Below are 14,564 nucleotides of genomic sequence, written 5' to 3'. Positions count from 1 at the left end.
GACGCCGAGGCGCGCAGCAGAAGTAACCTCGAAGCATGCTCATCGCCTTCGACACCGCGACCCCGCTGGTCACGGTCGCACTGCACGACGGCACCTCGGTGGTCGCCGAACGCTCCTCCGAACGCCCCATGAAGCACGGCGAACACCTGCAGCCGATGATCGACGAGGTGGTCCGCGAGGCCGGTCTGACCCCGGCCGACCTGACCGCGATCGCCGTCGGTGCCGGGCCCGGACCGTTCACCGGCCTCCGGGTCGGTCTGGTCGCGGCCCGCACGATGGGCTTCGCCCTCGACATCCCGGTCTACGCGGTCTGCTCCCTCGACGTCCTCGCGATCGAGGCCTTCGACTCCGGCGTCGTGGAGGGTGACTTCCTGGTCGCCACCGACGCACGGCGCAAGGAGGTCTACGTGGCCTCCTACTCCGCCGGCGTCCGCGTCGACGGCCCTGCCGTCCTGAAGCCTGCCGACGCCGCGACCACGCTGCCCGTGGTCGGTGAGGGCGCGCACCTGTACCCCGAGGCGTTCCCGAACGCCGTGGGTCCGCTGATGCCCTCAGCCGGTTGGTTGGCCCGCGCGGTCGCCGGTGAGCGTGCTGAACTGCTCGACCCCGACCCGCTCTACCTGCGTCGTCCTGACGCCGTGGTGTCGCCCAAGGCGACGCGCTCGCTGCTGTGAGCGGCGCTGCTGTGTCCGGCGTGCGGCTGGTTTCTCCGGCCGACGTCGACGAGGTCCTGGTGGGGCTCGTCGCGCTCGAGGCTGAGCTGTTCGACGACGCCTGGGACGCCGACGCACTGCGTGACCTGGTGGCCGGCTACGGCCGCCGCCTGCACGTCGTGGGCGGCCGTGCACCCCAGGGCCCGGTGTCCGGCTACGTCCTCACCCAGACCTTGGGCGACTTCGTCGACCTGCTCCGGATCGGCGTCGTCCCCGCGGCACGACGTGGGGGAGTGGCGCTGGCTCTGCACCACGCCGCCGCCGCGGACGCCCGCACCGAGGGCGCCGAACGCGTGCTGCTCGAGGTCAGCGAGGCCAACACCGGCGCCCGCGCCTTCTACACCCGTCTCGGGTACGTCGAGATCGACCGACGTCCCGGCTACTACCGCGACGGCTCGGACGCACTCGTCCTGGAGTTGCCGCTCGACGAGAACGACACGTACGACGAGACCCGCATGCCCGCGGGCGAGGGAGACTTGACCCATGAGTGACGTACTGGCCCCCGGAGAGGTCCGCACCGACGGACCGCTGGTCCTCGGCATCGAGACCTCCTGCGACGAGACCGGCATCGGCATCGTCCGTGGTCACACGCTGCTGGCCGACGCGGTCGCGACCAGCGTCGAGGAGCACGTCCGCTTCGGTGGCGTCGTCCCCGAAGTCGCGAGCCGTGCCCACCTGGAGGCGATGGTTCCCACGATCGAGCGTGCCTGCGAGACCGCCGGGATCAAGCTCGCCGACGTCGACGCGATCTCGGTGACGTCGGGTCCCGGCCTGGCCGGTGCGCTGCTCGTCGGCGTCGCGGCCGCGAAGTCGCTGGCCTGGAGCCTCGGCAAGCCGATCTACGGCGTCAACCACCTCGCCGCGCACGTCGCCGTCGACCAGCTCCAGCACGGCGCGTTGCCGGAGCCGGCCCTGGCGATGCTGGTCTCGGGTGGCCACTCCAGCCTGCTCAAGGTCACTGACATCACCCTCGGCGTCGACCCGATGGGTGCCACCATCGACGACGCCGCCGGCGAGGCGTTCGACAAGGTCGCGCGCCTGCTCGGCCTCGGTTTCCCCGGTGGCCCGGTGATCGACCGCACCGCGCAGTCCGGCAACAGCGTCGCGATCCAGTTCCCGCGTGGCCTCACCGCCAAGCGCGACCTGGAGCGTCACCGTTACGACTTCTCGTTCTCCGGCCTCAAGACCGCCGTGGCCCGCTGGGTCGAGGCGAAGCAGCGCGCCGGTGAGCACGTCGACGTCGCCGACGTGGCCGCGTCGTTCCAGGAGGCCGTGTGTGACGTCTTGGTCCGCAAGGCGCTCGACGCCGCGGTCACCGAGGGCATCGAGCACATCGTGATCGGGGGCGGAGTCGCCTCCAACACGCGTCTGCGGGCGATGGCCACCGAACGCGCCGCCGCGAAGGGCATCACCGTCCGTGTCCCGCGTCCGGGCCTGTGCACCGACAACGGCGCGATGGTCGCCGCGCTCGGCGCCGAGATGGTCGCGCGTGGTCGCACGCCTTCCCTGCTCGATCTGCCGGCCGACTCCTCGCAGCCGGTGACGCAGGTCCTGGCCTGACGTTTCCCCGTCCTGTGGGGCGCCCCACAGCGTGTCCTACTACTCATTGTCGTAGATCGGGTGTACGGTTCACCTGTCGCTGCCGGTTGACTGGCCGTACGCGATGGACACTCGGCCACCGCATCGTCGCGGAGTCGGTGGTCACCCTTCGGGTACGCGGAGGGAGTCACACTCAGGGTCCGGACCGCTCCACGAGGTCCCGGGCCCTGAGTGCATTCAGGGGTCGGTGCGCCCGAGGGTTGCCACACATCCCCGCACGACCCCTCGGGACGTCATAGGAATCGAGGGCCATGGGCCCCGATCCCTATGACGTCCGGCAGCGCGCGGTGGGGGATCAGGCCGGGCGGACCAGCAGCACGCGACCCACGCCGGCGATCCGAGTGACGACGATCGTCGCCTCCTCGGAGCCCTTGAGCTGAAGGCGCTTGCGCAACTGCTCCGGCACGACGTCGACGCCGCGCTTCTTGATCGTCAGGCGTCCGACGTTGCGTTCGGCCAGGGCGGCCTTGAGCTGCTTCTCCCGGTAGGGGAGTTCGTCCATGACCTCGTAGGACTTCATGAACGGGCCCGCGAAACCGGCATCGGAGGTCACGTAGGCGATGTGTTCGTCGAGCAGTCCGCCCTCGGTCATCGCGGCCACGGCGGTGACGAGTCCGGCGCGGATCACGGCGCCGTCGGGCTCGTAGAGCCAGCGGCCGACCTCGCGGACCGGACGCGGTTCGCCCTGGTAGGGGTCGTCCTCCTCGGTCAGGGTGGCGAGTCCGCCGGCGGAGGAGATGACGGTGGCGCGACGGGAAGCGGTGGCCAGACGCGGCGACCACAGGGCGGCCTCCTTCACCTCGCCGTCCTCGGAGACCCACTCGGCCTCGACGCCGTCGGGCACGAGGTCGTGGCCGATGCCGGGGGCGACCTTCACGACAGCGGTCGCAGCCCGACGCTCGGCCAGCAGGTCCTGGACGAACGGCCACGGCGGGGTCCAGCCGTTCTCGTCGAAGACGCGTCCTCGGGCGCCTCGGCGGGCCGGATCGGCGAACGCAGTGCCGAAGCCAGACAGGTCCAGGCCCGTGCCGTCGGCGACCTGGACGGCACCTTCCAGTCCCAGAGCGTCGAGATTGGCGCGGGCCACGGCCACGCGAATCGGGTCGAGGTCGACGCCGGCCGCGGTCATCCCGGCACGGGCGGTCGCGATCAGGTCGCCACCGATCGAGCAGCCCAGGTCGATGACGCTGGAGGGCTGAGCAGCGGCCAGACGCCCGGCGCGATGGGCCGCGACCCGCCAGCGCGTGGCCTGCTCGAGGCCGTCAGGGGTGAAGTACATCTTCAGGGCGTCCTCGCCGAACTTCGCGACGCCCTTCACTCGCAGGGACACCTGGGTCATGGCGGCGGCGGAGCGCTCGGGGTCGGGCTCGACCTTGCGGACCGCGGCGTTCGCGGCCAGAGCGTCCCCGCTCGCGTCGGCGAGGGCGTGCGCTGCCGTCTCCAGCAGGCGCTGCCCGTCGTCGGTGAGCAGCCAGGCGAAGGTCTCGAGTTCCACGAGGCACATCCTCGCACCTGCCCGGGCCCGGCGCGTCGCCCGCGGAGCGCGGAGACTTCGACGGGAGTTTGCAGGGAGGTTCTGGCACTCGGTTTGAGTGAGTGCTAACGTCTGAATTGGCACTCTCGCCATGAGGGTGCCAATCGCCGTACAGGCCTGCGACCCCCGCGACGGCGCGGGCCTGACATCGGTGGCAGACATCCCTGCACACACAGACATACGTGGAGAAAGTGGAGGTCGACATCGTGTCGGTCAACATCAAGCCCCTCGAGGACCGGATCGTCGTCAAGGCCCTGGAGGCCGAGCAGACCACGGCTTCCGGCCTGGTCATCCCGGACACCGCCAAGGAGAAGCCGCAGGAGGGCGAGGTCGTCGCCGTCGGTCCCGGCCGCTTCAACGAGTCCGGCACCGAGCGCATTCCGCTCGACGTCGCGCTGGGTGACAAGGTCATCTTCAGCAAGTACGGCGGCACCGAGGTCAAGTACGCCGGCCAGGAGTTCCTCATCCTGTCCGCTCGCGACATCCTCGCGATCGTTTCCTGATTTCCACGTGGACGGGCGTCACGCAGGCCAGGCACCGGTGACGGTGCCGCCGCGTGGCGTCCGTTCGCGCATCCACTCGCACTTCGTCTGAGGAGCACCACTGCATGCCCAAGATTCTTGAGTTCGACGAGAACGCCCGCCGCTCCCTCGAGCGCGGCGTCGACGCGCTCGCCAACGCCGTCAAGGTGACGCTCGGTCCCAAGGGCCGTTACGTCGTCCTCGACAAGGCGTGGGGCGCACCCACCATCACCAACGACGGCGTCTCCGTGGCCCGCGAGATCGAGCTCGACAACCCGTTCGAGAACCTCGGTGCGCAGCTCACCAAGGAGGTCGCCACCAAGACCAACGACGTCGCCGGTGACGGAACCACCACCGCGACCGTCCTGGCCCAGGCCATGGTCCACGAGGGCCTCAAGGCCGTCGCCGCCGGCGTGAACCCGATGGGTCTCAAGCGCGGCATGGACCTCGCTGCGGCTGCCGTCGGCGAGGAGCTCCGCAAGGCCGCCCGTGAGGTCGAGACCCGCGAGGACATGGCGAACGTCGCCACGATCTCCTCGCGTGACTCCCAGATCGGCGAGATCCTGGCCGAGGCGTTCGACAAGGTCGGCAAGGACGGCGTCATCACCGTCGACGAGTCCAACACCATGGGCACCGAGCTCGAGTTCACCGAGGGCATGCAGTTCGACAAGGGCTACATCTCCCAGTACTTCGTCACCGACCCCGAGCGCATGGAGGCCGTCCTCGACGACGCCTACGTGCTCCTGGTCCAGGGCAAGGTCTCCTCGGTCGCCGAGCTCGTCCCGGTGCTGGAGAAGGTCATGGCGACCGGCAAGCCGCTCTTCATCCTCGCCGAGGACGTCGACGGCGAGGCGCTCTCCACCCTCGTCATGAACAAGATCCGCGGCACCTTCAACTCGGTCGCCGTCAAGGCTCCCGCGTTCGGTGACCGTCGCAAGTCGATCATGCAGGACATCGCGATCCTCACCGGTGGCCAGGTCGTCGCCGCCGAGGTCGGCCTCAAGCTCGACACCATCGGTCTCGAGGACCTCGGTCGCGCCCAGCGCATCGTCGTCACCAAGGACAACACCACCATCGTCGACGGCGGCGGCGTTGCTGCTGACGTCGAGGCCCGCGTCGCCCAGATCAAGAACGAGATCGAGGCGACCGACTCCGAGTGGGACCGCGAGAAGCTCCAGGAGCGTCTCGCCAAGCTCGCCGGCGGCGTCTGCGTGATCAAGGTCGGCGCTGCCACTGAGGTGGAGCTCAAGGAGAAGAAGCACCGCATCGAGGACGCCGTCTCCGCGACCCGCGCCGCGATCGAGGAGGGCATCGTCGCCGGCGGTGGCTCCGCGATCATCCACGCCGTCGAGGTGCTCGAGGGCGACCTCGGCCTCACCGGTGACGAGGCCGTCGGTGTCCGCATCGTCCGCAAGGCTGCCGACGAGCCGCTGCGCTGGATCGCCGAGAACGGTGGCGAGAACGGCTACGTCGTGACCACCAAGGTCCGCGAGGGCGGCAAGACCGAGGGCAAGGAGTTCGGCTACAACGCCGCGACCGAGACCTACGGCAACCTCGTCGCCCAGGGTGTCCTCGACCCGGTCAAGGTGACCCGTTCGGCTCTCGTGAACGCGACCTCCATCGCCGCGATGCTGCTGACCACCGAGACGCTCATCGTCGAGAAGCCCGCCGACTCCGACGAGGCCCCCGCCGCTGGCGGTCACGGCCACGGTCACGGTCACTGATCACACGCTCCACGCACGGAGGCCCGTCACCCCTGAGTTCGTCTCGGGGGTGGCGGGCCTCCTGCCGTTGCGGCCCACGCCCTCGCCGCCACGGGACGTCATCACATCTGGTCGCCCCGGCGACCAGATGTGATGACGTCCCGTGGGGTGCTCGGAGGGAGGGACATGACAGGCTGGTGGCCCCGTCACCCCGAACTGAAACGGAGTCCACTGCATGCAGCAGGTCAAGGCCGTCGTCGCTCTCGAGAAGGACGCTCCCGTCAGCGTCGTCACCATCAACGTCCCGGCCCCCGGCCCGGGTGAGGCAGTCGTGAAGGTGCAGGCCTGCGGCGTGTGCCACACCGACCTCCACTACCGTCAGGGCGGCATCAACGACGAGTTCCCCTTCCTGCTCGGCCACGAAGCCGCAGGCATCGTGGAGTCCGTCGGTGAAGGCGTCACCGACGTCGCGCCCGGAGACTTCGTCGTCCTCAACTGGCGTGCGGTCTGCGGCAACTGCCGTGCCTGCAACCGCGGCGAGCAGCAGTACTGCTTCAACACCGCCAACGCGACCCAGAAGATGACGCTGGCCGACGGCCCGATGGCCGGCACCGAGTTGTCGCCGGCCCTGGGCATCGGAGCGTTCGCGGAGAAGACCTTGGTCGCTGCCGGTCAGTGCACCAAGGTCGACCCGACCGCTCGTCCGGCAGCCGTGGGCCTGCTGGGCTGCGGCGTGATGGCAGGCCTGGGTGCCGCCATCAACACCGGCAACGTCGGCCGTGGCGACACCGTCGCCGTCATCGGTTGCGGTGGCGTCGGGATGGCCGCGATCGCCGGTTCCGCGCTCGCGGGTGCGGCGAAGATCATCGCCGTCGACATCGACGACCGGAAGCTGGAGCAGGCCCTCACCATGGGTGCCACCCACACGGTCAACTCGAAGAACACCGACCCGGTCGCCGCGATCAAGGAGATCGTCGGCGCGAACGGTGCCGAGGGTGCTGACGTCGTGATCGAGGCCGTCGGCCGTCCCGAGACCTGGGAGCAGGCCTTCTACGCCCGCGACCTGGCCGGCACCGTCGTCCTGGTCGGAGTCCCGACGCCGGACATGAAGGTCCCCTCGATCCCGCTGATCGACGTCTTCGGTCGTGGCGGCTCGCTGAAGTCCTCCTGGTACGGCGACTGCCTGCCCAGCCGCGACTTCCCGATGCTCACCGACCTGTACCTGCAGGGTCGCCTCGACCTCGACGCGTTCGTCACCGAGGAGATCGGCATCGACGACGTCGAGGCCGCGTTCACCAAGATGCACCACGGCAGCGGTGAGCAGAGCGTGCTCCGTTCGGTCGTGATCCTGTGACCGCCGCTGCTGGCAAGGTTCGCGTCGACCACGGCGTCGTCTCCGGCACGTTCTCCCTCGACGGGGAGACCTTCGACGTCGACAACAACGTCTGGGTCGTCGGTGACGACTCCGAGTGCATCGTCATCGACGCTCCCCACGACGTCGACGCGATCATGGCGATCGTCGGCGACCGCACCGTGAAGGCGATCGTCTGCACCCACGCCCACGACGACCACGTCCGCGTGGCTCCGGCGCTGCGCGAGCGGGTCACCGCGCCGATCCTGCTGCACCCGGCCGACAAGGTCCTCTGGGACCTCACCCACACCGAGAACCTCTGGGACGTCGACCTCGCCGACGGCCAGGAGATCACGGTGGCCGGCACCACCCTCAAGGTCCTCCACACCCCGGGCCACGCCCCCGGTGCGGTCTGCCTCTACGCCGAGGAACTGGGCTGCGTCTTCACCGGCGACACCCTCTTCAACGGTGGCCCCGGTGCCACGGGCCGTTCGCACAGCGACCGTCCCACCATCGAGGCCTCGATTCGCGCGACGTTGTTCGCGCTGCCCGAGGAGACCGTCGTCCACACCGGTCACGGTGACGACACCACCATCGGTGCGGAGGCTGCGGCCCTGGGCCGCGACTGAGCCCAGTGCGGCGCTCGCCGCATCCCCCGCTCGACGACGACGGCCCGCCACCCTCACCGGTGGCGGGCCGTCGTCGTACGGCGTGGCGAACCTCAGCGCAGGCGCGACGGCGTCGTGCAGTCGAGGTCGAACGGTGCCACCGGAGCAGCATCCACGTGACGCATCAGCCGGACCTGACCGCAGGTGCCGGGCACGGTCCGGTAGTTCTCCTTCAGGACGTCGTGGATGTGGTCGCGCCCCAACCCGTTCCACGACCCCAGCGGGATCTGGATCGCGAACCACTCCGGGGCGTCGGGGCCTGCCAGCAGTGTCTTCAGTTGCGCGAGCTCGGGGTCCATGGTGCGCATCGGGAGCGACCACAGGTGCATGTAGGGCGAGGGCAGTCCGCTGGCCCACTGCAGGTCGGCGCGGCCGGCGTAGACGGTCATCGTGTCGCCCGGCGCCGAGGCTGCCGCGATGGCGTCGCCGTTGAGGTCTTCGGCCGGCGGTGCACCGTTCCACACGTGCGTCCAGGTCCAGACGGTCAAGGAGAAGACCGCCATCACGACGGCGTACGCGGACAGTGCGGTGGGCAGGTGGCGACGGGCGAGGCGCCAGTGGGCCGGGGGAGCGTCGACGGTGCGGGCGGCGGCCGCGAGCAGGACGCAGGCCCAGAGCAGGACCGTGGACGGGATCAGGGTGAACAGGTACGCCGACCAGAAGCTGCCGCTGAGCCCGACGACGACGCAGTCCAGGAGCAGGGTCGCGGCGGCGGCCACCGTCAGGGCCCGGAACCGTCCCCACGCCAGCCAGGAACCCAGCAACGCCCAGACGGTCGCGATGCCGAGGCCGCAGACCAGGAAACGTTCCACGAGCTGGCCGGCACGACGTTGGTTGCTCGCGCTCGGGGTCTCCATGATCACCGCGGAGGCGTCGGAGCGGAACGACATCACGGCGTACTCGAGCACCGACAGGTCCACGCCGGCGGCGACGGCCCACGCGACGGTGGCGACGACGGGGACCAGCGCGCCGACTCCGAGCCCGGCCGCCAGGCCGAGCGCGCGATGCCAACTGATCTCTCGCAGCAGGAGCAGTACGACACCGAGTACACCGGCGAGGACGAGGGAACTGAACAGGCTCTGCTTGAGCCCCACCGAGACCATGCCGAGCACCCCGGCGGCGAAGGCCAGCAGGACGGCGTCGCGGCCTCGTGCGGCGCGCACCGCACGCAGCGTCAGCACCATCCCGGCGAGGATCAGGGGGACGCCCAGGAGTTCGCCCTTCGCGGCGATGGCGTCGATCTGGGGGGAGACGAGCGCAGCCGCGGTGAGCCATGCGCAGACCAGCGCGACCCGTTCGACGGCGCGCTCCGGCACCGACGGGCCGTCGGCGCGTGCGTGGCGTGCGACCTCGCGCACGAGCGCGACCGTCAGGAGCACCGCGGCTGCGGCGCCCAGCGCGCCCAACCAGCGCAACGCGTAGGGGCCACCGACGGCGTCGACGGCCTTGATCAGTGCGATCAGTAGTGGGGGGCGGTCCACGAAGTAGGGGCCGTAGAGGCTGTCGGCGGTGGGAGCCCAGGACCGGGCGACCATCAGGAAGCCCGATTCGTCAGGACGGAGCGGCCAGAACAGGCCGTTGTAGCGGCCCAGGAACGCGAGCAGCACGGCGCCGACGAGCAGCACGCGTGACCTCATGTGCTTCTCCGATCTCAGCGGGGGGCAGGGGCGCCCGCGCTGACATTAGAGGGTGGATGGTGATCTGGCCCGCTTCGTCCGCGGCGGGTCGGCGGTGAGGCGCGCCACCTGCCGGGCAGGAATGAAGGCCTCCCGTTCGGGGTTCTCGGTACGTGACCACTAACATTGGCGGGGTGGAGATCCCGGAGAAGTTCGCAACCCTCGGCCTGACCTACGACGACGTCCTGCTGCTGCCCGGTGAGTCCGACCTGGCGCCTGACGAGATCGACACGACGACGCGCCTGACGCGCGAGATCAACATCAAGGTCCCGCTGCTGTCCGCTGCCATGGACACCGTCACCGAGTCGCGGATGGCCATCGCCATGGCGCGCCAGGGCGGTATCGGTGTGCTGCACCGCAACCTGTCGATCGAGGACCAGGCCTACCAGGTCGACCTGGTCAAGCGCACCCAGACGGGCATCATCTCGAACCCCGTCACGATCGGTCCTGACGCGACGCTGGAGGAGCTCGACCGCATTTGTGGCGAGTACCGCGTCTCGGGACTGCCGGTCGTCGACGAGTCGCACAAGCTGCTCGGCATCATCACCAACCGCGACCTGCGTTTCACGCCCGTCGCGGAGTGGGCCGGCACCAAGGTGCACGAGATCATGACCAAGATGCCGCTGATCACCGGTCCGACCGGCATCGACCGCGAGGAGGCCAACTCCCTGCTGCGTGCGCACAAGCGTGAGCGCCTGCCGCTCATCGACCCCGACGGCACCCTGACCGGTCTCATCACCGTCAAGGACTTCGTCAAGGGCGAGCAGTTCCCCAACGCTTCCTACGACAACGACGGTCGCCTGCTCGTCGGTGCCGCCATCGGTTACTTCGGTGACGCCTGGGAGCGTGCCGGTCGCCTGATCGAGGCCGGCGTGGACGTCCTCGTCGCCGACACCGCCCACGGCCACGTGCACCTGTTGCTCGACATGGTCAAGCGCCTCAAGACCGACCCGGCCACCAAGCACGTCCAGGTCATCGGCGGCAACGTCGCGACCCGTGCCGGTGCGCAGGCGTTCGTCGACGCCGGTGCTGACGCGATCAAGGTCGGCGTCGGTCCGGGCTCGATCTGCACCACCCGCATCGTCACCGGTGTCGGTGCCCCGCAGGTTTCGGCCGTCTACGAGGCCTCCCTGGCCGCCAAGCCGGCCGGTGTCCCGGTCATCGCCGACGGTGGCATGAAGCACTCCGGTGAGATCGCCAAGGCGCTCGTCGCCGGTGCCGACTCGGTCATGCTCGGCTCGCTGCTGGCTGGTTGCGAGGAGTCGCCCGGCGACCTCGTCTTCGTCAACGGCAAGCAGTTCAAGGCCTACCGCGGCATGGGTTCGCTCGGCGCGATGTCCTCGCGTGGCAAGAAGTCCTACTCCAAGGACCGCTACTTCCAGGCCGAGGTCAAGAGCGACGACCAGCTCGTCCCCGAGGGCATCGAGGGCCAGGTCGCCTACCGCGGTCCGCTCCAGGCCGTCTCCCACCAGCTGATCGGTGGCCTGCACCAGTCGATGTTCTACGTCGGCGCACGCACCGTTCCGGAGCTGCAGGAGAAGGGCCAGTTCGTCCGCATCACCGCTGCCTCGCTGAAGGAGTCGCACCCGCACGGCGTGCAGATGACCGTCGAGGCGCCCAACTACAGCGGCTTCTGAGCCGTACTCGCAGAGCCGACCGGCCGGGTGGTGTGAACCTCCCGGCCGTTCGGCTTGTCGAACACTCGCGGCGCCGACCCACCGCACAGCGGCCCACCGGCGCCTCACCCATGGAAGACTGAGAGACGTGACCGAGATCGAGATCGGCAAGAACAAGCGCGCACGCCGCGCGTACGCATTCGACGACGTGGCGATCGTGCCGTCGCGCCGCACCCGGGACCCGAAGGAGGTCTCGACCGCCTGGCAGATCGACGCCTACCGCTTCGACATCCCCGTGCTGGCCGCGCCCATGGACTCCGTCATGTCGCCGGCGAGCGCGATCGAGTTCGGCCGCCTCGGTGGCCTGGGCGTGCTGGACCTCGAGGGCCTCTGGACCCGCTACGAGGACCCGACCCCGCTGCTCGAGGAGCTGGGTCAGCTCCGTGGCGTCGAGGCGACCCGTCGTCTGCAGGAGCTCTACGCCGAGCCGATCAAGGCCGAGCTCATCACCGCTCGTCTCAAGGAGATGCGCGAGGCCGGCGTGACTGTCGCCGGTTCGCTCTCGCCGCAGCGCACCAAGGAGTTCGCCCCGGCCGTCGTGGCTGCCGGTGTCGACATGTTCGTCATCCGCGGCACCACGGTCTCGGCCGAGCACGTCTCCTCGGAGTCGGAGCCGCTGAACCTCAAGGAGTTCATCTACGAGCTCGACGTCCCCGTCATCGTCGGTGGCTGCGCCACCTACACCGCCGCGCTGCACCTGATGCGCACCGGTGCTGCCGGTGTCCTGGTCGGCTTCGGTGGCGGTGCCGCGCACACCACCCGCTCGGTCCTGGGTGTCTCCGTCCCGATGGCCACCGCCGTCTCCGACGTCGCCGCTGCCCGCCGCGACTACATGGACGAGTCGGGCGGCCGTTACGTCCACGTCATCGCCGACGGTTCGATCGGCACCTCCGGTGACATCGCCAAGGCGATCGCCTGTGGCGCGGACGCCGTCATGATCGGTTCGCCGCTGGCTCGTGCCACCGACGCTCCCGGTCGCGGTTTCCATTGGGGCTCCGAAGCCACCCACCGTGAGCTGCCGCGCGGTCAGCGCGTCGAGTTCGAGCCGGTCGGCACGCTGGAGCAGATCATGGTCGGCCCGTCGCACGTCGCGGACGGCACCATGAACCTGATCGGTGCGCTGCGTCGTTCGATGGCGACCACGGGTTACACCGAGGTCAAGGAGTTCCAGCGCGTGGAGGTCGTCGTCCACTGACGACACCGAACGCCTGACGACGCCGTCACCCCGCTCGGGGTGGCGGCGTCGTCGCGTCCCAGGAGTGAGCGGGAGGGGCGACCGGGAGGGCGAGAAAAGTCGTTCACCCACGAGACACCTCGGGCTGACACACTGGGGTGATGAGCCGTCAGATCGCGCTGAACCCTGACTCCCGTTCCGCTGCCCTGGCCGCGATGTCCGAGGGCGACCTCGACGTCCTCGTGGTGGGCGGGGGAGTGGTCGGCGCGGGGGCTGCGCTGGATGCCGTCACCCGTGGCCTCGAGGTGGGGCTGATCGAGCAGCGCGACCTCGCCTCGGGCACGTCGAGCAGGTCGTCGAAGTTGGTCCACGGCGGCCTGCGCTACCTGGAGATGTTCGACTTCGCCCTGGTCAAGGAGGCGTTGGAGGAACGCGGTCTGCTGCTCACCCGGCTCGCGCCGCACCTGGTGCGGCCGGTGCCGTTCCTGTACCCGCTGGCCAAGGCCTATGAGCGCCCGTACGTCGGCTCGGGGATCGCGCTCTACGACGCGATGGCGATGGCAGGCAGGTACGACACCGGCGTCCCGCGGCACAAGCACCTCTTCCGCAAGCAGCTGGAGCGGATCGCGCCCGACATCCGCACCGATGAGCTGCACGGTGCGATCCAGTACTACGACGCCCAGGTCGACGACGCCCGGCTGGTGATGACGATCGCCCGCACGGCAGCCAACAACGGCGCGCACGTCGCGACCCGCACCAAGGTCACCGGCTTCCTGCGCGAGGACGGACGCGTCGTCGGGGTCAGCGCCCGGGACCTGGAGAACGGTGTCGACTTCGAGGTCCGGGCCCGCACCGTCATCAACGCAGCCGGGGTCTGGACCGACCAGATCCAGGAGATGATGGGCGGCGAGGGTGCGCTCGACGTCGACGCCTCCAAGGGCATCCACCTCGTCGTCCCGCGTGATCGGATCCGCTCCGAGGCCGGGTTCATCACGAAGACCAAGTACTCGGTGCTCTTCGTGATCCCGTGGGGCCGGCACTGGATCATCGGCACCACCGACACCCCGTGGGACCTCGACCTCGCGCACCCGGCGGCGTCGCGCACCGACATCGACTACCTGCTCGCCGAGGTCAACCAACTGCTCAAGGTGCCCCTCGACCACGACGACGTCGAGGGCGTCTACGCGGGCCTGCGTCCGCTGCTCAAGCCGATGCGCAAGGCCGGCGAGGAGGCCGAGACCACCAAGCTCTCGCGCGAGCACACCACTGTCTCCCCGGTCCCGGGGCTGGTGCTGATCGCCGGCGGCAAGCTGACCACCTACCGGGTGATGGCGCGCGACGCCGTCGACGTCGCGACCGAGTCGTTCGAGCACGTCCGGCCCTCGATCACGGACCGGGTGCCGTTGGTGGGTGCCTACGGGTACGAGGCCCGCACCAACCAGCGGGTCGCGATCGCGCGTTCCTCCTGCCTCGACGTCGGGCGGGTCGACCGGCTGCTGGGTCGCTACGGCGGGCTGGTGGACGAGGTGATGGCGCTGGTGGCCGAGCGTCCCGAACTGGGGGAGCCGTTGGAGCACGCCGACGAGTACCTGGCTGCGGAGGTCGTCTACGCGGTGACGCACGAGGGAGCCCGTCACCTCGACGACGTGCTCGCACGCCGGACCAGGATCTCGATCGAGACGTTCGACCGTGGCACCCGCAGCGCCCGCCGGGTGGCGGAGCTGATGGCGACAGAGCTCGGTTGGGACGAGGCGGAGACGGAGGCGGAGGTCGACCACTGGCTGCGTCGGGTGGAGGCCGAACGCCTCAGCCAGTCCAAGGCCACCGACACTGAGGCCGACGAGGCCCGGGTGCAGGCGCCCGACATCGTCTGAACCCCGTTTCCAGGCCTCTGGGCAGGGGTTTTATTCACCTACCGTGGGGTAGCCGCTGCGTCCTGGGTCACATAT

The 14,564-nt window shown here is 69.7% G+C and carries 12 protein-coding genes; 10 read left to right on the top strand and 2 right to left on the bottom strand.

Going from position 1 to position 14,564, the window contains the following annotated elements; translation table 11 throughout:
* Positions 1–35: 35 nt before the first annotated feature.
* The 3 genes from tsaB to tsaD are packed head-to-tail and all read left to right on the top strand — an operon-like array spanning position 36 to position 2,273.
* On the top strand, positions 36–674 hold the full coding sequence (tsaB, locus tag EOV43_RS12015) for a tRNA (adenosine(37)-N6)-threonylcarbamoyltransferase complex dimerization subunit type 1 TsaB (RefSeq protein WP_128221498.1): 639 nt from the start codon (positions 36–38) through the stop codon (positions 672–674).
* Positions 671–1,204 carry a GNAT family N-acetyltransferase gene (locus EOV43_RS12010; protein WP_128221497.1) on the top strand — a complete coding sequence of 178 codons (534 nt, stop codon included), beginning with the start codon at positions 671–673 and terminating at the stop codon, positions 1,202–1,204. Before tsaB ends, EOV43_RS12010 begins: the two co-directional genes overlap by 4 nt.
* A complete protein-coding gene (gene tsaD, locus EOV43_RS12005) occupies positions 1,197–2,273 on the top strand; it encodes a tRNA (adenosine(37)-N6)-threonylcarbamoyltransferase complex transferase subunit TsaD (protein WP_128221496.1) in 1,077 nt (358 codons plus the stop codon). The genes EOV43_RS12010 and tsaD overlap by 8 nt, the downstream gene beginning before the upstream one ends.
* Positions 2,274–2,607: 334 nt before the next feature.
* Here the strand turns inward: tsaD and EOV43_RS12000 are convergent, their stop codons facing one another.
* The gene (locus tag EOV43_RS12000; RefSeq protein ID WP_422386142.1) at positions 2,608–3,816 is read right to left on the bottom strand and encodes a class I SAM-dependent methyltransferase; all 1,209 of its coding nucleotides are present in this window, start codon (positions 3,814–3,816) and stop codon (positions 2,608–2,610) included.
* 236 nt (positions 3,817–4,052) lie between these two features.
* On the opposite strand from EOV43_RS12000, the gene groES reads away from it, so the two are divergent.
* From groES to EOV43_RS11980, 4 genes are all read left to right on the top strand, one after another.
* Entirely contained in the window at positions 4,053–4,349 is a 297-nt protein-coding gene (gene groES, locus EOV43_RS11995) for a co-chaperone GroES (protein ID WP_128222305.1), read from the top strand.
* A 104-nt stretch (positions 4,350–4,453) separates the two neighbouring features.
* Positions 4,454–6,091, top strand: coding sequence for a chaperonin GroEL (groL, locus tag EOV43_RS11990; RefSeq protein ID WP_128221494.1), 1,638 nt, complete (start codon positions 4,454–4,456; stop codon positions 6,089–6,091).
* A gap of 214 nt (positions 6,092–6,305) precedes the next feature.
* Entirely contained in the window at positions 6,306–7,424 is a 1,119-nt protein-coding gene (locus tag EOV43_RS11985) for an S-(hydroxymethyl)mycothiol dehydrogenase (protein ID WP_128221493.1), read from the top strand.
* Positions 7,421–8,050, top strand: coding sequence for an MBL fold metallo-hydrolase (locus EOV43_RS11980; protein WP_128221492.1), 630 nt, complete (start codon positions 7,421–7,423; stop codon positions 8,048–8,050). Before EOV43_RS11985 ends, EOV43_RS11980 begins: the two co-directional genes overlap by 4 nt.
* A gap of 92 nt (positions 8,051–8,142) precedes the next feature.
* On the opposite strand, the gene EOV43_RS11975 is transcribed toward EOV43_RS11980, so the two are convergent.
* Complete coding sequence (locus EOV43_RS11975) at positions 8,143–9,726, bottom strand: hypothetical protein (protein WP_128221491.1); 1,584 nt, start codon at positions 9,724–9,726, stop codon at positions 8,143–8,145.
* A gap of 173 nt (positions 9,727–9,899) precedes the next feature.
* Here EOV43_RS11975 and guaB point away from each other — a divergent pair, with 173 nt between their 5' ends.
* The 3 genes from guaB (at position 9,900) to EOV43_RS11960 (ending at position 14,489) form a co-directional block, all read left to right on the top strand.
* Positions 9,900–11,402 (top strand): IMP dehydrogenase, encoded by a 1,503-nt coding sequence (guaB, locus tag EOV43_RS11970; protein WP_128221490.1) that lies wholly within the window; start codon positions 9,900–9,902, stop codon positions 11,400–11,402.
* Between the two features lie 127 nt (positions 11,403–11,529).
* Positions 11,530–12,636, top strand: coding sequence for a GuaB3 family IMP dehydrogenase-related protein (locus EOV43_RS11965; protein ID WP_128221489.1), 1,107 nt, complete (start codon positions 11,530–11,532; stop codon positions 12,634–12,636).
* A 140-nt stretch (positions 12,637–12,776) separates the two neighbouring features.
* A complete protein-coding gene (locus EOV43_RS11960; protein ID WP_128221488.1) occupies positions 12,777–14,489 on the top strand; it encodes a glycerol-3-phosphate dehydrogenase/oxidase in 1,713 nt (570 codons plus the stop codon).
* Positions 14,490–14,564 lie beyond the last annotated feature (75 nt).

The sequence above is a fragment of the Nocardioides yefusunii genome, from assembly GCF_004014875.1.
Taxonomy (GTDB): domain Bacteria; phylum Actinomycetota; class Actinomycetes; order Propionibacteriales; family Nocardioidaceae; genus Nocardioides; species Nocardioides yefusunii.
This window is presented reverse-complemented; position numbering and strand designations above follow the sequence as displayed.